This is a genomic window from Kitasatospora sp. NBC_00070, assembly GCF_045041205.1.
Taxonomy (GTDB): domain Bacteria; phylum Actinomycetota; class Actinomycetes; order Streptomycetales; family Streptomycetaceae; genus Kitasatospora.
The window spans coordinates 300,999-317,262 of record NZ_CP108248.1; the positions used below are offsets into that span (position 1 = coordinate 300,999).

Genomic DNA, 16,264 nt, shown 5'->3' on the forward strand with positions numbered 1-16,264 from the left:
ACGTCAAATCTTCCCGGCCGCGCCCTGGATACCCAGGATTTCCGCACGGCGAGCCGCCAGCGTGTCGATGTAACCCTCGTAGTCGGCGGCCTTCTGACGCAGCATGTCCATGGTCGAGGGGTGGGTAGTGATCATGAACCGCTCCTCGCCCAGTGCCTGGACGACCGTGCCGGCGAGCTCCGCCACCGTGATGGCGTTGTGCAGCAGATACGGCGCCTGATCCGTCATGGGGGTGTAAACCCCTTCGGGACAGAGAACGGAGACACGAATTCCCTGGTCACGATAGCTGTAAGCGAGCCATTCGGAGAACCCGACCGAGGCGTGCTTGGTCGTGGCATACCCGATACTCCCGGGTTCGGTTAGCAGGCCGGCGGCAGATGCCGTATTGAGGATGTACCCCTCGCCGCGCTCCAGCATGTGGGGCAGGACATGGCGGGCCGCCCACACCTGGCTACTGAGATTGACGTCGATAATCTTGTCCCAGGCGTCTTGCCCGGCCAGGGCATCCATCCGTGTACCTATACCGGCGTTGGAGCAGAAGAGGTCGATCTTACCTTCCGTGGCGAGTACGTGGCCCACCAGGGCACTTATTTCACTCTCGCGCGCGACGTCTGCCGCAAAATACCGCGCGCCGGCCTCGCGGGCACGCTGTTCCCCAACCTCACCGGGGAGATCGGAGGAAATGACGGTGGCGCCCTCCACGGCGAACTTTTTAGCGAGACCGAAGCCGATTCCACTCGCTGCCCCGGTGACGACGACGACCTTTTCCATCAGTTCCATCGCTTCTCCTGACGATTTCTCACACATCGGGCCACCAGACGGTTCCATTGGGCTGGAAGACGATATCCGGGCCGAACTTCGAGCAATAGACCACACACCGAGTTGAGTGCCGTGCCAGGGTCTCACGGCAGCGCCTGGCTGTCAGGCTCGCCAGGTGTTTCATCCCGTTATTTTGAGGTCTGGGCTGTTTCGTCGGGAAGGGCGTGCAGAGCATTACTCACTGTCTTGCTGTTTGCACTGGACAATATGTTCTGGGCTGCGGGGGCACCCGGAGTGGCAGCGGATGGCCGCGCGAGCGCGACGATGTGCCTGGGGCGGTCAACAGGGTCTGGCGGGTGCGCCGGCTGAGGATGTCGGGCGTGACGTGCCCAAGTCAGCGACGGCACGTGCCTTGGCCATATCGCAAGGGAGGCAGGACAGCCAGGAGACGGGCCGCAGGAATAGGTACGACCGCATTCCGGTACCGGCGAACGGTCATTCCGAATCCGCGGCCCGCTGCGGTATCAGCAGCTGGACGACCCCGGACAGGACTTCGGGGAGCCCGGTGTCTCGAGACCAGCACGCCGGGTTCGGTAGGCGCTTCGGAAAATCCCACGCGTAGCAGCGCCAGAACCTCTACGCGCGCCCCGCTGACCACCAGACCGGCGCCGCGATCGCAGCAGCACCGGGAAGCAGACAGGGTTCACCCGTTCGACGCCGCCGGACAGACTTCAGTGTTCCGGGTGCTCGAGCATTTCCGTCACCAGCGCCGCGATCGGCGAACGCTCCGAGCGGGTCAGCGTGATGTGGGCGAACAGCGGGTGCCCCTTCAGCTTCTCCACCACCGCGACCACACCGTCGTACCGGCCGACCCGGAGGTTGTCGCGCTGGGCGACGTCGTGGGTGAGCACCACCCGCGACCCCTGGCCGATCCGGGACAGCACGGTGAGCAGCACGTTCCGCTCCAGCGACTGCGCCTCGTCCACGATCACGAAGGCGTCGTGCAGCGACCGGCCCCGGATGTGGGTGAGCGGGAGGACCTCCAATATCCCGCGGGAGATCACCTCCTCGATCACGTCCGGGGTGGTGACGGCCGAGAGGGTGTCGAAGACCGCCTGGGCCCAGGGGCCCATCTTGTCCGACTCGGAACCGGGCAGATAGCCCAACTCCTGCCCACCGACCGCGTAGAGCGGCCGGAAGACCATCACCTTCCGGTGCTGCTGCCGCTCCAGCACCGCCTCGAGACCGGCGCACAGCGCCAGCGCGGACTTGCCGGTACCCGCCCGGCCGCCCATCGAGACGATCCCGACCTCCTGGTCGAGCAGCAGGTCGAGGGCGACCCGCTGCTCGGCGCTCCGGCCGCGCAGCCCGAACACCTCGCGGTCGCCCCGGACCAGCCGGACCCGGCCGTCCTGGGTGACCCGGCCGAGGGCCCGGCCGCGCTCCGAGGTGAGCACCAGCCCGGTGTGCACCGGGAGCTCCTCCGCGCCCAGCACGTCCACCGCGGTGTCGTGGCCGGCGCCGAACAGCGCGTCCACCTGGTCGCCGGAGACGTGCAGTTCGGACATTCCGGTCCAACCGGAGGTGATCGCCAGCTCGGCCCGGTACTCCTCGGCGAGCAGACCGACCGCGCTGGCCTTGATCCGCATCGGCAGGTCCTTGGAGACGACGGTGACGTCGTACCCCTCGGCCTGCAGATTGCGCGCGACGGCGAGGATCCTGGCGTCCGCCTCGCCACCGCTCGAGTGGAAGCCCCTGGGGAGCACCGAGGTGTCGGAGTGGTTGAGCTCCACCTTGATGGTTCCGCCGAGCTCGCCGACCGGGATCGGCTCGTCGAGCCGGCCGTGCCGGACCCGGAAGTCGTCCAGCAGCCTGAGCGCCTGGCGGGCGAAGTAGCCCAGCTCCGGATGGTGCCGCTTGGCCTCCAACTCCGTGACCACGACCACGGGGAGGACGACCTCGTGCTCCTCGAAACGGGTCGGGGCGAGTGGGTCTGCCAGGAGCACGCTGGTGTCGAGAACGTACATGCGGCGGCCGCGGTGGCCCAGGTGTTTGTGACTGTCCGGCGCCGTGAAGATCCTGCGGTGCTCGTCACTGTCAGGTATCGGATCCACAGGTGTGCCTCCCGATTCGGGGGGCCTACTTTACCTGGATCTTCGATCTGGCGACGGCTGTCCCCGTCCGCGCGGAGGGGCGACCTGGCCGGAAGTCGACGGGGTTGCCCCGGGTTCGGCCGGGGCACCGGGTCATGCAGCCAGTTCCTGCACCGGATGCCGGACGGCGTACCGCTCGGCATGGAACACCTCAGCCACGTCCTCGACCAGCGCGACCACTGCGCCGTCCGGGTCGGCGTAGACCGCAGCCATCTTCCCGCAGTCACGGAACAGGGCGGTCAGCGCGGTCCACCGGGCGCTGTCGTCTGCCATTCTCGCGATCTCTGCCGCTCGCTCGGTCACCCTCTCGGCATCCGCCGCGTACCGCTTGATCATGCTCGCGTAGGGCATGCCGATGTCCTCTCTGTTGCTGAAGTGGAATGACCGTCGCCGGAACCTCCACAAGCACTCCGCCTGACCGGCTGTCCAGTACGGGACGGCAGAGGAAGGTGGCCGACCCGGCGGTCGGAGGTCTCAGCGGACACTGGCCGCCATGCCGACGCAGCGGGCGAGGGCGCAGGAACGGTACGGCGGCTCCGGATTCCGGCGGCACCACGGGATCCGGCTGCCGCACGGAGTGGAGAACCATGACCTCAGTCTCGAATACGAGGTCATGGTACGTACCCCACGTGATATTCAGCGCCATAAGCGGAAATCGCGGCCGCGATGCGATAACGGAGGATCCGGCCGGAAATTTGCCGCCCCGGCATAAGCTCGTCCCCGGCAAAGGCATCGGCCGTGGAGTCCTGCACGTGCCGTCCATGGATTGAATGCTGGAAACGGTGCCACGAGCCCAGCGCAGTATCGGTGATGCGGTCCTGGATGTGCCGCTGAAGGCCGGCGGACGTGCGGGCGCAGAGACCGATCCGTAAGTCTCCGTGCCCGCACGTCCAGGCGCAGGGGCCGGGGAGCACTATCGCAAGAACGTATGCGTGCGTCCTCGGACTCGATTCCGCAGAGATCAGGGCATGATCCGAGGTAACCGGTCCGTGAAGCGCTCCTCCACTCCCGGACACGCGCCGGGCCCGAGGTGATGTGGACCATGGGCACGCGTCAGGGCCACCCACGCGGGACAGTCATCGAGGCGGTCGGGAGAGGTGGCTCCCAGCCGGTCCACGCGAAAGTCCGCAAGAGGTGAACTCGCCATGGATGACAGCCTCGCACTACGGTCCGGCCGCCCGCCACGTCCTGCCAGGCGTTTGTCCGATTCTGTGGTGCCGTTGCATATCCCGCCACCATCGTCGGCAGCAGCGCGATTCGCCTGCACCTCCCGAGGCTCCGCCGCCGCCTGTGGCGCGGCGGCGGAGCTAGGCGGATCAGCGGCAGTTGAAGTCCTTCGCCACCACATAGCCGGAGACCGGCTTGCCGGTGACCGCGTCGCGCGAGCTCACCTGGTAGACCACCGGACCATTGATCGGGATAACGCGAGAGATCTTCGAAACCGGGGTGCCCGGTGCGATCGACCCAACGACCTTGCTGTTGACGGACGGGGTCTTGTAGACGGACGAGGTGACCTTCGCGCTGCAGCTGCTCTCGGACCACGGAGCCGCAGTCGGGGCCGCCGAGGCCGCGCTGGCGCCGGCGAAAAGAGCAGCTGCGGCAACAGCGACCGCGACAATACCGCGCTTGGCATTCATGTGGTTCTCCCTTGTTCAATGAAAAGCCAATGGCTTTCCGCTTTCTTTGCAGGAAGATACACCGGCATTAGCTTTCCCGTCCCGGCTCGCTATTCAGGGGATCAGTTCCAGCCATCGGCCGCCGCACTGCCGCCATGGGAGAAAAGCTCGGAACTCCCAGGCAGGGCCACAGCATGCTGCGGAACTGCGTCTCCGACATGGGAGAACAAGGGGGATCGGTGGCCGTTTTCGCAACACTCTCACGGCCTCGGCCATCCGCAATCCAGCCTCTGGGGTGGCTGAAATTCGCGCCTTCCGGCGAAGGTACGCTTCCGGTCCGACGGCGAAACGTGTCGAGATCTCCCGTATAGCGAGCTCAGCTACGCTGGCGCCACTTGGCATGCAACTGTCATGCAGCCCCCATCATCACCACGCCGCCCGGGGGCCTGAGACCGAGGAGCACCAGATGCCCGCCCCTTCCCCAGCCCAGCCGGGTCAGCTACTCACCGGCCGAGAGATCCAGGTCGTCATCGGCATGGCCAACGGCCTGGGAAACCTTCAGATCGCCGCTGCGCTCGGGCTCACGATCGCCACCATCAAGACGCACTCCAGCCGGATCTACCGCAAGCTCGGTGCACGTGACCGAGCCCACGCCGTCGGGCTGGCGATAGTTACCCGCCAACTCCCGCCCCGCTACGTGCAGGTGGTCGTCACACCCGACCCCGGCCCCTGACCAACCATCGGCCCCGCCTCGCACACCGCATCAGGAGAGTTCTCCGCACATGCCCGCCCCGCTCACCCCGACTGCCGTCACCCGGCTCCGCCGCGACCTCTGTGACCTTCCCGAACTGCTGGTCTACGCCGAACTGGCCGCGCTCCCCGGCCACTCCCGCGAAGGCAGCGTGGTCGGGGAGCAGACCTGCCCAGTCGCCCCGCTGCTCGCCGCGATCGCCGACTGGGCCGAGCACGCGGGCAAGGCGTCCCCCGCTCGGCCAGGTGAGACAAGCGGCCACCAGGGCCCACCCCTCGGAACCATCGACCAGCAGATCCGGCTACTCCGAGCCACCGTCACCTGGGCTGCCCAGCAGGAGTGGGCGGTCGACTACGCCGCAGCGGTCCGTCGGACGGTCCGCCAGCTCTCCCCTCTCGCGACAAGGCACCACGGCAGTCGCCGCGCTCTCGTGGTACCGACGGAATGACCGCCCCCGAACACACCGGGCCATCACCTGGCCTCGTGGCCGACCGACTGCGGCAGCGAGCCCAGCCTGCCCTGAGCCCTGCGCGGGCCTTGAGCGCCCCTCGCCCTCAGCTCCTCTGCCGCCCCGAAAGGGCGAGGCCAGCCGGGAAGTCAGCCACGAGCGGACCGCACTGAGCACGCACGGTCCCACTCCGGTTGGATTTCGGCCTTCGTCGGGTGCCGACGCCGATCCGGGCGCAGTGCGGAGCGGCCATGAGGGGTGGTCGTACCCCGTCCAACGAACCCAGGCGTCGATCATGGTCCCCAGCGCGGCAATGCCGGCATTGCCGTTCTCGAGATGCTCGACGAAGGCCTGAAGGTCGTCCTGTGGACCGCGGGGCCAGTGGGGATCGTCCGCAGCCAGGCGGGCCAACGCAGCTACCGGCGTGTCCAGGCCCTCGAACTGCCGGAGCCAGGAGCTGAAGCCTCCCTCCGAATCGTCCGGTGCCTCAGCGCCCATGCCGGGCCCGGTCCTGACGACCGCTTTCGTCGAGGATCGTCCTGGCCCGCCGCTCCACCAGGATGGGCACATAGGCCTGGACCTTGGCTCCGTGAAACTGCCGATAGGCGCTCTGGACGACGTGCAGCAGATCGGCCCGGCCCACTGATGGGTAGTCGGTTCCAAGCCGTCCGGCTATGCCCTGGACCATCCTGCTCTGCTCTTCGTTCATGTTCTTCCCATGCTCACGTTCCTTTCGGCAGTTGTACGATTCGCGATCATCATTGTCCACAGAGGCAGCGATATCCAGCCAGCCCGGACTGCCAACCCGGTCACCACCGGTCCTCCCCCGCAGGCTCTTCTCCTTGAGACAGAGAACGGTGGCCGAATGTACGGGCTGGTAGTCCGGGCCAGGGATGAGTCCCTGTGCTTGATTTGGGAATGGAAGGGATGCTTCCCGACCTCGGGCGTCGCCTACGCACTCGGCATCGGCCCCGCCGGCTAACCCTCACACGTGCGGGAGCGTCCGTCGGCCGGTCTGCACATCGTGGACCACGAGCAAGGAGCGATGGTGGACGAAGCGAGCCTTACTCTCTTGCAGAAGGCTACCAACCCGGCTCTGGGTAGCAGCACCGCAGACGAGAACCGGCTCACCGAGATCGTCACGGCCTGGGCACAGGGATCGAGCAGCTGGGCGACGACGGACTCGGAGTTCAAATCCTTTTCCGAATTCTGGGAAGCTTCTTTCGGCCCAGATTTTTCCAACTACTGCGCCAGCCTGGGAGGAATTACCGAACGCGCCGAGGGAACCAGCGGACTGATGGCTTTTCTCGAGTTGTCGAGGCCGATCGTCTACCGCTCTCATCCTCGCGTCTGGTGCCGCTATAACGGCCGCGGTGACTACTTGTTCACGAAGAACACTCAGACCGGCGGCCCACCACCGATCACCGCTACGCAGTGGAAGCGCACGCCCCCTCAGCAAGCCGCTCCTTCCGTGCATTCGGTGAGGCCGCGCGACTGTGTCTGGACCTCGATCCGGACCGGCGTTGCCAGCATCGACCGGTCCGGCTTCGCCAGGGGATCGGGGGCCCCTCCGACGTACACACCACCCACGACCCCGAAATTCGCGAGTATGGATGGCCGCCAACTGCTCGACGCGGCCAGGATCGTAGCGGGGCAGAAACTCCCTACGGAGCCGACGGGGCCCACTGCACAACCGGACGCCCAGTGGGAAGCAATTGCCACCGAACAGAACAGGAGAATCCTGGCCTCGGCCATGGAACTCATAGGCAAGGGTACCAATTCCTGCGAGATCTACTTCTGGCAGACGCCACCGGCTGGAGATATCGCCGAGCGAGGGCTGTATTGGCTTTCCGAAATCCCCAAGGGCGAGGGCCTCGAGAAGATATTCAGACAGAATTCAACATGCACCAGAGGCGAGATCAAAATCTACCCAGGAGGCAGCTCGCGCATAGCCATTTCAATCTATACACGGGAGCATCCGACCGATTCCGATAATCTCCTTCATGGATACCCTGAAAGGATCTCCACTCGAAAGATAATCCGCCCGAGGGAAACGCAGAAAGAAAGAAAAGAATCGGAGATCAAAAAGGGTCCGCCCTCCCCCACGCGCCCACCAGTCTCTCCCGTGCTGCCAGGAAGCGAAAAAACTTTCCACAGTACGGGCCGCCGCATCTGAAGGATCCCGGAAGGCTGCACTGAAGTTCATGTTCGCTCCCGCCAGGAAATCCGACCCGCTCTGGATAGGAACGATCGACCAAGCCGGCCCGATCACCCCCAGCCCGGGAGAGCGCTTCGAAGGAATTTTGGACATAAACAAGACCCCTCTGACCGGAGCCATCGTCGTCCGCTACAGCGAGAGGGACTTCACAGAAAAGGCACGACTTTCCTTCAAGGCTCTGATAAGCGAAACCGGCCACCTCCGCGCCCGCCGCAAATAGCCGCCGCATCTGAATGCAGCGAGCGCGGCCAGAGCATAGTTCACCCGCTGGAGGAGAGATCACGACAGCGTGGCGCCGCCTGCACGACGAGGACCGAATGCCTGCGGTGTCTTCCTCGTCGGCCTGCGGTGTGCCGTGCCCGCCCCCTCTGGGAACGGAACTCCGGCGGCACGGAGCCGGCACACACAGGCCTGGTCGAGGATCATCCGGGTGGCCCTCGCGAGTGCCGGGGATTGAGGAAAATCTATGCCCGATCATGCGCTGAGGCCGGCGCCCGATAGGACCTGCACGAGTGGCGGCAAACCTGCGCAGGTACTTCAAGCCCCCGAAGCCATCGCCGCAGTCACCAGCCTGCTCGCGCCGGGAGACGCCCGGCGCTGACCGGAGAGTTTGCCATTGCTCTGAGAGCGATGGCATCGTTTCGAGCTATCGTCTATGGCGGTTCTGAAGCACAAGTCCCAGGGGGCTTCCTCTGGAGCGTGATGAGTGAGAGATTCATCGCTACGAACTGCGGGAGCCCGCTGCCGACGGAGCTGTCGGCAGCGGGCAGGAATGCAAGGCTCGGTGATCAGCCGTGGTGGTTCACTAGCAGAGGGCGGTGTCGACAGCTTTGCTGGCTGCGGCTGCCACTGCCTGGAACTTTCTGTCGCTCTCGTCCTGGTTGATGCTTCCGTCAGGGTTGTAGGCGGGATAGACACCGTTGATGGAGAGGGTGATGTTGCGTTTCCCGTCCGGTGTCTGGCCGGCCAGGGTGACGTAGCCGAGCACACGTCCGGTGTGGCCCCAGTAGCCCTTCGCATCGTCCGGCTTCCCGGCGTCGCAGCTCAGCACTGTCTTCTCCAGGCCGAGCCCGTAGCTGTAACCCGGCGATTCGCTGCCCTCGGGTACCGTCTGCTGCATTTCCCGAATCTGGTCCGCGTCGAGGAGCTTTCCGGGAGTGAAGAGGGCCCGGTAGAACGTATTGGTGTCCGCAGTGGTGCTGGCGATCTGCCCGGAAGCACCGACCCAGGTCCGACGGTCGGCTTCGGTGATGTCGAGGAGATCGGGGACACCGGGAAGGGCTTGGTATCCCTGGGTGTGCGGCACGGGCAGGGTGGTCGGCCCGTAGGGGGCGGGGATCGACGTGCCGTGGAGGCCGAGACGGTCGATGATGCGGGTGGTGACTTCGTCCTGCCAGGAGTGTCCGGTCACCGCTTCGATCACGAGGCCGGCGACGTCGTAGCCGGCGTCCGAGTACATCCAGTTCGGCCGACCTTGCGGGTTGTTACTGCCGGGAGCGAATTTCAGGTCAGCGTCGAGGGGGCTATTGATCAGCTTGTCGATGTCCGAGGGTGCGGCAAGGAACTTCTTCTGCTCGTCCGGCGTATACGTAGCCGGCGGCAGAAGCTCCTGGTAGTAGCCCTGGTTGTCATCGATTCCGCTGGTGTGCTGAAGCAGTTGGCGGACAGTGATCTGTTGCTTCTCGGTCAGCTGAGGGCTGTCCGGCGAGAAGAGGCTCGGCAGGATGCAACTGACGGGTTCATCGAGGGAGAGCAAGGGCTTCCCCGCAGCGTCATGCTCCTTGGCCAGCTGGAGGAGAACGATCGCGACGTATGTCTTGGTGAGACTTCCGACCCTGAAAGCCGATTCTGCCATCGGGGCGGTATTGTTCGCGATATCACCAAGTCCGCTGACGGCTTTTCTGACCTTAGTGGAATGATGGCCAGACTGCCGCGACTCCGCCACCACGCCAATTCCACCGGCCGCTGTTATCTGGTCGATAGATCCCTGCAGGGCACTGCCACGTCCGGGGGACGCTGCCATGGCCTGGGGTGCCACGAGTGACATGGAAATTGCAGCTACCGCCACGAGGGACGAGCAGGCGAGAATCGTCTTCTGACGCATCGAATTCCTTTTTCGCGAGAATGAACTGAACTGCAGAAGCCGAATGATCGGCCATTCCAGTTGGAGCACACCCGGGCCCCGCACTGAGGTCAGGCGGCCCCCGATTGAAGAACTGCCTCCGGGCCACCCTTGGCTACGATACTTCAAAGCCTTCAAAATACGGGAGATCCGCAAATTTTCACCCGTGTCATACCTGAGAGCCATGGCAAAAGATAGCCCTCAAGATGGATGTCGACTACAGGCAGGTCTCCTTAAATTTAATCCGAGGCAGCAATGCTCCGGCTTTCAAGCAGAGTGGTCGCTACGACACGCCGAGGCAGTCGGCCGCTCCGCGCCCGTCCGGTGTCGTCTACGGTCGGTGGCCATGGATCCTGAGCCTGGGCGTGTTGCGCTTCGAGCCGGTGCCCACACAGGCGGCCCCTGAGCCGTGTGGGAAGCCACCGCGTGCGGCACTGTGCCCCGGACGCAGGCGGCACAGGCAGACAACCGGCCGACGACAGAAAGACCGATCACGTGGCATGGACCGACCGGACGACGCCTGGCCAGGACGCGCGTCGCCAGAGTGCGGGGCCCGCTGCGGGACCGCACCATCGAGGCAGGCCCGAACTGCTGGCCCTCACCGCCCGGCCCTTGCGCTCCCTCGCCCTGCCGCACGCGTGGCGGTACCTGCCGCACGCACTCGTCATCTTGGCCGCGGCGCTCATGCTCGTGGCCGGTATCACGGAGCTGACCAGCTACTACCGCCTGAGCCAGCCGGCTGCGATGATCCTGGCAACCGCCGATTCAGCCACGCTGCTGCTTGCGCTCTATGCGCCAGTGGCGGCCTGGTGGCTCTCCCTCGGCCTGTTCGCCGCTACCGCTGCCCTCCAGGACACCCCGCAATGGCCGTGGCCCGCCCTGATCATCCAGTTGCTCCTCCTGCTCCTGCTGTCCCTGCAGGTGAGACCACGCGCCGCAGCCACCGCCCTGGCCATCACCACAGCGGCGACCCTGCTCGCCCGGAGCACCGCCGCACCCCCGGCACAGCGATACGACCCGTACAGCATCCTGACGATCGCTCTCTTCGCCTTCGCCGTGATCACCGGAAGTCTGCTGCACGTCAGCCGCCAGGCCCTGTTGCGGCTGACCGCGGTCGCCGCCGAGGAACGTGCCCACCGCGTGCTCCTGGAGGAACGCGGCCGCATCGCGCGCGAGCTGCACGACGTCATCGCCCACCACATGTCCGTCATCTCCATCCAGGCCCAGGTCGCCCCGCACCTGGTGCCACACCCCACCGACGAACTCCTGCGGAACCTGGCCGGGATCCGCGGCAACGCGCTCGAAGCATTGAACGAACTACGCCGTGTTCTCGGGCTACTGCGTTTCGACACCTCCGACCCGCAGGGGCCCGAGGCACCCCAGCCGACCCTGAAGGACCTGGGACGCCTCGTCGAGAACGTCCGCACCACCGGTACCACGATCACAGTCAAAGTCACCGGTACACCCACGCCACCGCCACCCGGAGTGGAAGTGTCCGCCTACCGGATTGTGCAGGAAGCCTTGAGCAACGCCCTGCGCCACGCTCCCGGTGCCAGCGTCCGGCTGCGTATCGAGCACCAGCCCGGCGCCTTGCTCGTCGAGGTGTCCAACGGCCTCGCACAACGGGCCACCCCGCCCTCAGCTGGTGCCGGACACGGGCTGCTCGGCATGCGCGAACGCGTGGCCATGCTCGACGGCACCCTTTCCGCCGGCCCCACGGCGGAGGGCGGCTACACCGTCACCGCCCACCTGCCCACCGGCCCCCCGACATCCACGTCACAGGAAGGCTGACCGCGTATGCCGATCCGGGCACTGATCGCCGATGACCAGACCGTGGTCCGCGAGGGCTTTACCCTCCTCCTCAACGCCCAGTCCGACATCGAGGTAGTCGGACAAGCCGCCGACGGCCTGGAAGCCGTGGCCAGAACCGCTGAACTCCAGCCCGACGTCGTGCTGATGGACATCCGCATGCCTGTCCTCAACGGCATCGAGGCCACCCGTCGCATCACCCAGAACCCCGGCGAACCGGCGAGGATCCTCGTACTGACCACTTTCGACTTCGACGACTACGTCTACGACGCCCTGCACGCCGGTGCCTCGGGCTTCCTCCTCAAAGACGCCTCCGCCGACCAACTCGCCCAGGCGGTGCGGATCATCGCGGCGGGAGACGCGCTCCTCGCTCCCGCCATCACCAGAAGGCTCATCAGCCACTTCACCCGCACCACCGCCCCCCGCATGCCGGTCACCGGCCGGACAGGCCCCCTCACCGAACGCGAGACCGAGATCCTCACCCTCATCGCCCAGGGCCTGTCCAACGCCGAAATCGCCGCCCACCTGATCATCGCCGAGCAGACCGTGAAGACCCACGTCGGCCGCATCCTGTCCAAACTGACCCTGCGCGACCGCACCCAGGCCGCCATACACGCCTTCGAGACCGGCCTCGTCCGCCCCCGCAGCTGAGACGCGGGACCATCCACCATCAACGCCGGAGCTACCCACGCGCCATGGGACTCTACTGACGCGGAGTCGGCCCGCTCAGGGTCGCGCAGGGGCCGCAGCCCGCCGGACATCTCAGGCAGCAGGAACGAGTACCGGCCGAGCATGTTGACGTGGTGCCGTACGAACTACGAACGGGGAGAGGCGGGCGATGTCCTGGTCGCGGACGTCGAAGCCCTCCGTACGGAGTCGGGTGAGGGCGGCGTCCATGTAGTGGGTGTTGAACAGGACCAGGGCGTTGAGGACCAGGCCGAGCGCGCCGATCTGGTCCTCCATCCCTTCCTGGCGGTGCTGGTAGAGCTGCCCGGCGCGGCCGTGGAAGATCTTCCGGGCGAGCGCGTGGCCGCCCTCCTGGATGTTGGCCTGGGCCGTGATCTGGCGGCGGCAGGACGGCTCGTCGGCCAGGCGCAGGATGTGCGGGGCCCTGGCGATCCGGCCGTGGTGCACGACGGCGTCGCCGAGCATGGTGGGGCAGCCGTCGCAGGAGAGCCTGCGGATCACGTCGTAGGCCCGCACCGCGAAGGTAGTCGCGGACGACGGACAGGCAGCCGTCGTCGTCGGGGAAGACATCGCCGCAAGGCCGGCGGCGGCCTCGCCGAAGCGCAGCGGAGGGCGGCTGAGGTTCGCCGCCCGACACGCCCCAGATCGGGCTAATGGGCAGATAAGCAGCCCGGGCGGTGCTCTCTTGGTAGCCCCGCGTATGTACCTGTACGCAGAACGTCACCGGAGGTCCACGTTGCAACACTCCCGTCCTTCTCGCCGTATCCTGCCGCTGGCCGTGGCGATCGCTGCGGCAGCCGGCTTGCTCGCGGCACCGGCCGCGTACTCGCGCGGCGTCGGCCCGGCCCAGATGAAGGCCGACGCCGCCGAGGTCGTCACCGAGAACCGTCTGCCGTTCACCACTCGTTTCGCCGGTGATTACCACGGCGCGATCACTCACATCAGCAATTCCCTGATGACCTGCGACGAGTCCAAAGCGCCGGTCGACCCGGCGCAGCCGCCGTGTGAGCAGGCCCGGACGGGGGCGGGCAGTCGGCCGATCAACAACAACTACGAGATGAAGTACGTCAACATCGATCCGGGCAGCATCGGGCCGGAGGGCGACGCAATCTACTCGGCCAGCTCGGCCGACCTCGCGCTTCCTGCGGGCGCCTCGGTCAAGTACGCGCGTCTGTATTGGGGCGGCACTCGCGGGATCGACGAGGTGGTGCTGCCGGAGAGTCAGATCGACGAGATCTACCTGAAGTTCCCCGGCGACGCCCAGTACACCAACATTGCCAATGACCAACCCTCCATCGGGTACATCACCACCGACGCGGAGAGCAGCTACCAGGCTTCCGCCGACGTCACCGGCCTGGTCAAGCAGCACGGTTCCGGCACCTACACCGGCGCGAACATGGACTCCGTCGTCAAGCCGCACAGCTGGGGCGGCTGGACCCTCGTCATCGCCTACGAGGACACTTGCGAGCCGCTGCGCCACCTCCACGTCTGGGATGGCTTCCAACCGGAACTCCCGAACAGCCCGGCCCTGACCGGCACGCTGTCGGGGATCAGTACGCCTGCCACCGGCCCGGTCACCGGCCACCTCGGCTGGGTCGTCTACGACGGTGACCACAAGTGGACCGGCGACACCATGTCCCTTAAGTCCACCAACGGGCCACAGACGCCGTTCTCCGACCCGAACCACCCGGCGAACGACGCCTTCAACTCCACGATCGACATCCCGGGGGCCGGCATTACCGCAGGCCGCAACCCCGCTCCCCGCAACAACTTCGGTCACGACACCAACCGCTGGAACGTTTCGTCCTATCTCCGCAACAACGACACCGACGTCACCGTCACCGTCGATACCGACGAGGACGGCTACAACCTTGGCGTCTTTTACGCCGACATCGATCTCGATCCAGCCAAGTACGCGTCTCACAGCGGCAAGCCGCCCCACTCGGCCTGGGCCGCCGGGCAGTGACCGTCTTCGCGTGGTGACCGGGGGGCGGGGTGAAGTGCCTGCCCCGATGGGCAGCCCTCTTGTCCACCGCCGGGCAGGCAGGCGGGTCGGTGGGGAAGGATCGGGCTCGGGTGCCGGATTCGGGCGGCTGGCTGCGGCATCGTGGACGGTGTCGCGTTTCGGACCGAGTTGGGCGCGGCAGAGCGCGCTCAAGGCGCGCTCCGACCCGGGCGGTGTGCGCCTTTTGCGTACCTGCCTGGCTCCGGCCGGGGCGCATTCTGTCCTGCGGATGGGCAGTGCCCCGGCCCCTGGGCCGTCCACGGCCCGATCCTGGCCCCTTTCCTCGACCCCCCTGCGTGCCATGGATACCCTCGCGTTCCCGCAAAGCCCCGTACCCACCCCTTACGAGGGGGCGCCGAACCGGCGCCCCACCACCGCCTGGTACGCCAGGCACGCCGTCGAGAGACAGTTGGGCCGTTGGGGTCTGACGGCCGCCTCGGAGCGCGCCGCGGTCCTGCTCATCGTCTCGGAGCTGGTCACCAACGCCTGCCGCCATTCCGATGGGCTGTGCGGGCTTCGGACGAGCTGGCACGATCACGTCGTGACGATCGAGGTCGACGACAGTGGCCAGCAGGACCCTGCGATCGTCCCGCCGACCCGGCGCGGTGCGGCCGGTGGCTACGGGATGGACCTGGTGGACTCGCTGTCCGAGAGTTGGGGGGTGCGCCACCGGCTCGACGGGAAGACCGTGTTCGCCAGGGTGCCGTTCCCCTGATCCTTGCTCCACGCTGTACGGCGCCGGCCCCGTACAGCGTGGAGCGAGCGTCAGTTGACGTAGATCGCGGGGCTGTCGGGCGCGCTGCTGTCCCGGACCGGCCCGTAGGTCGCCGAGAAGTAGCCCATGGGCAGGCACAGGCTGGGGCCGGAGTACTTCGCGAAGGCCTGGTCGACGAACCGCAGGGTCTGGTCGTCGTTGGATGCGTTGCCGGTGATGCCGTCGGCCCGGTAGACGCAGGTGATCGTGCCCAGCAGAGTGCGCAGGACGACGGTGGTCTGCAAGGTACCCGCCTCACCGGGGCTGAGCGCTGTCGGGTGACCGCTGTCGCTGCTGACGGCGTGGTTGTAGCTGAGGGCGTTGACGGTGACGCTCTGCACGCTGCGGACACCGAAGACGTTGCTGGTGCAGGAGCCGAAGGTGTGGCTGTCGAGGTTTTCGCCGGCGACGCTGGGGGCGTCGGGGTTGCTGGTCACGGTGGCGCTGAAGGAGGAAGCGGCGCACTTGACGCCGCTGCTGCCGTCGGCACTGGAGTAGAGGGTGGCGTACGTCCCTTCGACCAGGTCGGCGGTGAGGACGTCGCCGACGGACACGGGGGTGCCGCCGGGGGAGCCGTAGGTGAGCACGGCGGAGACCGGAGGCTGGGGGTCGTCTTCGGCGTGGGCGGAGGTGACGGTGGGGGCTGCCAGCAGAAACGCAGTGGCTGCTGCGGTGAGGCACGTGCGAGCTCGCATGGTGGTCCTCTCGTACGGAGGGTGGGGCTGCCGGTGGGGCGGCAGGAGGACGCGCTGTTCCCTGGGCGGATCGCGGGCGAATGCCCGCGGCTGGACCGGCTTGTGAAGACCCGGCGCCACGGGTGTCCGTACGGCGGGTGGAAACGGGTGTCCGAACTGCTGCCGCTGACCGGTGCACCTTCGCCATACTGAGAGCCGGATGGCTCGAAGAACTCAACGTGCTTGACCGAGAGGTCGGTTGGCCCTT

The 16,264-nt window shown here is 66.5% G+C and carries 15 protein-coding genes and 1 pseudogene; 8 read left to right on the plus strand and 8 right to left on the minus strand.

The annotated features are described in order from the left end of the window. Positions 1 to 3 precede the first annotated feature (3 nt). From OHV05_RS36375 to OHV05_RS36390, 4 genes are all read right to left on the minus strand, one after another. The gene (locus OHV05_RS36375; protein WP_331730379.1) at positions 4 to 780 is read right to left on the minus strand and encodes an SDR family oxidoreductase; all 777 of its coding nucleotides are present in this window, start codon (positions 778 to 780) and stop codon (positions 4 to 6) included. A 710-nt stretch (positions 781 to 1,490) separates the two neighbouring features. Then, positions 1,491 to 2,786 (minus strand): PhoH family protein, encoded by a 1,296-nt coding sequence (locus OHV05_RS36380; protein WP_331731160.1) that lies wholly within the window; start codon positions 2,784 to 2,786, stop codon positions 1,491 to 1,493. 219 nt (positions 2,787 to 3,005) lie between these two features. Then, positions 3,006 to 3,263: a hypothetical protein gene (locus OHV05_RS36385; RefSeq protein ID WP_331730381.1), complete on the minus strand. Its 258-nt coding sequence runs from the start codon at positions 3,261 to 3,263 to the stop codon at positions 3,006 to 3,008. Positions 3,264 to 4,228: 965 nt separating this feature from the next. Beyond that, on the minus strand, positions 4,229 to 4,549 hold the full coding sequence (locus tag OHV05_RS36390; protein ID WP_331730384.1) for a hypothetical protein: 321 nt from the start codon (positions 4,547 to 4,549) through the stop codon (positions 4,229 to 4,231). Positions 4,550 to 4,994: 445 nt separating this feature from the next. On the opposite strand from OHV05_RS36390, the gene OHV05_RS36395 reads away from it, so the two are divergent. Together OHV05_RS36395 and OHV05_RS36400 are read left to right on the plus strand one after the other, a co-directional pair. After that, complete coding sequence (locus OHV05_RS36395; RefSeq protein WP_331730387.1) at positions 4,995 to 5,261, plus strand: helix-turn-helix transcriptional regulator; 267 nt, start codon at positions 4,995 to 4,997, stop codon at positions 5,259 to 5,261. A 49-nt stretch (positions 5,262 to 5,310) separates the two neighbouring features. Beyond that, positions 5,311 to 5,727: a hypothetical protein gene (locus tag OHV05_RS36400; protein ID WP_331730389.1), complete on the plus strand. Its 417-nt coding sequence runs from the start codon at positions 5,311 to 5,313 to the stop codon at positions 5,725 to 5,727. A 487-nt stretch (positions 5,728 to 6,214) separates the two neighbouring features. Here OHV05_RS36400 and OHV05_RS36405 read toward each other — a convergent pair whose 3' ends face one another. Further along, on the minus strand, positions 6,215 to 6,496 hold the full coding sequence (locus OHV05_RS36405) for a three-helix bundle dimerization domain-containing protein (protein ID WP_331730391.1): 282 nt from the start codon (positions 6,494 to 6,496) through the stop codon (positions 6,215 to 6,217). A gap of 276 nt (positions 6,497 to 6,772) precedes the next feature. On the opposite strand from OHV05_RS36405, the gene OHV05_RS36410 reads away from it, so the two are divergent. Beyond that, the gene (locus OHV05_RS36410) at positions 6,773 to 7,903 is read left to right on the plus strand and encodes a hypothetical protein (RefSeq protein ID WP_405021649.1); all 1,131 of its coding nucleotides are present in this window, start codon (positions 6,773 to 6,775) and stop codon (positions 7,901 to 7,903) included. 28 nt (positions 7,904 to 7,931) lie between these two features. Further along, positions 7,932 to 8,165, plus strand: coding sequence for a hypothetical protein (locus tag OHV05_RS36415; RefSeq protein ID WP_331730394.1), 234 nt, complete (start codon positions 7,932 to 7,934; stop codon positions 8,163 to 8,165). A 585-nt stretch (positions 8,166 to 8,750) separates the two neighbouring features. Here the strand turns inward: OHV05_RS36415 and OHV05_RS36420 are convergent. Then, complete coding sequence (locus OHV05_RS36420) at positions 8,751 to 10,049, minus strand: serine hydrolase domain-containing protein (protein WP_331730396.1); 1,299 nt, start codon at positions 10,047 to 10,049, stop codon at positions 8,751 to 8,753. Between the two features lie 513 nt (positions 10,050 to 10,562). Here OHV05_RS36420 and OHV05_RS36425 point away from each other — a divergent pair. Together OHV05_RS36425 and OHV05_RS36430 are read left to right on the plus strand one after the other, a co-directional pair. Beyond that, the gene (locus tag OHV05_RS36425) at positions 10,563 to 11,858 is read left to right on the plus strand and encodes a histidine kinase (protein WP_331730398.1); all 1,296 of its coding nucleotides are present in this window, start codon (positions 10,563 to 10,565) and stop codon (positions 11,856 to 11,858) included. 6 nt (positions 11,859 to 11,864) lie between these two features. After that, positions 11,865 to 12,527 (plus strand): response regulator transcription factor, encoded by a 663-nt coding sequence (locus tag OHV05_RS36430; protein ID WP_331730399.1) that lies wholly within the window; start codon positions 11,865 to 11,867, stop codon positions 12,525 to 12,527. 65 nt (positions 12,528 to 12,592) lie between these two features. Here OHV05_RS36430 and OHV05_RS36435 read toward each other — a convergent pair. Further along, a pseudogene (locus OHV05_RS36435) lies at positions 12,593 to 13,097 on the minus strand (Tn3 family transposase); the annotation flags it as partial. 244 nt (positions 13,098 to 13,341) lie between these two features. Here OHV05_RS36435 and OHV05_RS36440 point away from each other — a divergent pair. Next, positions 13,342 to 14,529 carry a hypothetical protein gene (locus OHV05_RS36440; protein ID WP_405021650.1) on the plus strand — a complete coding sequence of 396 codons (1,188 nt, stop codon included), beginning with the start codon at positions 13,342 to 13,344 and terminating at the stop codon, positions 14,527 to 14,529. A 340-nt stretch (positions 14,530 to 14,869) separates the two neighbouring features. Then, positions 14,870 to 15,283 carry an ATP-binding protein gene (locus tag OHV05_RS36445; RefSeq protein WP_331730403.1) on the plus strand — a complete coding sequence of 138 codons (414 nt, stop codon included), beginning with the start codon at positions 14,870 to 14,872 and terminating at the stop codon, positions 15,281 to 15,283. A 50-nt stretch (positions 15,284 to 15,333) separates the two neighbouring features. Here the strand turns inward: OHV05_RS36445 and OHV05_RS36450 are convergent, their stop codons facing one another. Then, positions 15,334 to 16,017, minus strand: a complete 684-nt coding sequence (locus OHV05_RS36450) for a Tat pathway signal sequence domain protein (protein WP_331730406.1) — start codon at positions 16,015 to 16,017, stop codon at positions 15,334 to 15,336. Positions 16,018 to 16,264 lie beyond the last annotated feature (247 nt).

Excerpts from the sequence above, each read along its gene's own strand:
- OHV05_RS36375 (WP_331730379.1), bottom strand. The coding sequence starts at position 780 with ATGGAACTGATGGAAAAGGTCGTCGTCGTCACCGGGGCAGCGAGTGGA.
- OHV05_RS36380 (WP_331731160.1), bottom strand. The coding sequence starts at position 2,786 with ATGTACGTTCTCGACACCAGCGTGCTCCTGGCAGACCCACTCGCCCCG.
- OHV05_RS36385 (WP_331730381.1), bottom strand. The coding sequence starts at position 3,263 with ATGCCCTACGCGAGCATGATCAAGCGGTACGCGGCGGATGCCGAGAGG.
- OHV05_RS36390 (WP_331730384.1), bottom strand. The coding sequence starts at position 4,549 with ATGAATGCCAAGCGCGGTATTGTCGCGGTCGCTGTTGCCGCAGCTGCT.
- OHV05_RS36395 (WP_331730387.1), top strand. The coding sequence starts at position 4,995 with ATGCCCGCCCCTTCCCCAGCCCAGCCGGGTCAGCTACTCACCGGCCGA.
- OHV05_RS36400 (WP_331730389.1), top strand. The coding sequence starts at position 5,311 with ATGCCCGCCCCGCTCACCCCGACTGCCGTCACCCGGCTCCGCCGCGAC.
- OHV05_RS36410 (WP_405021649.1), top strand. The coding sequence starts at position 6,773 with ATGGTGGACGAAGCGAGCCTTACTCTCTTGCAGAAGGCTACCAACCCG.
- OHV05_RS36415 (WP_331730394.1), top strand. The coding sequence starts at position 7,932 with ATGTTCGCTCCCGCCAGGAAATCCGACCCGCTCTGGATAGGAACGATC.
- OHV05_RS36420 (WP_331730396.1), bottom strand. The coding sequence starts at position 10,049 with ATGCGTCAGAAGACGATTCTCGCCTGCTCGTCCCTCGTGGCGGTAGCT.
- OHV05_RS36430 (WP_331730399.1), top strand. The coding sequence starts at position 11,865 with ATGCCGATCCGGGCACTGATCGCCGATGACCAGACCGTGGTCCGCGAG.
- OHV05_RS36445 (WP_331730403.1), top strand. The coding sequence starts at position 14,870 with ATGGATACCCTCGCGTTCCCGCAAAGCCCCGTACCCACCCCTTACGAG.
- OHV05_RS36450 (WP_331730406.1), bottom strand. The coding sequence starts at position 16,017 with ATGCGAGCTCGCACGTGCCTCACCGCAGCAGCCACTGCGTTTCTGCTG.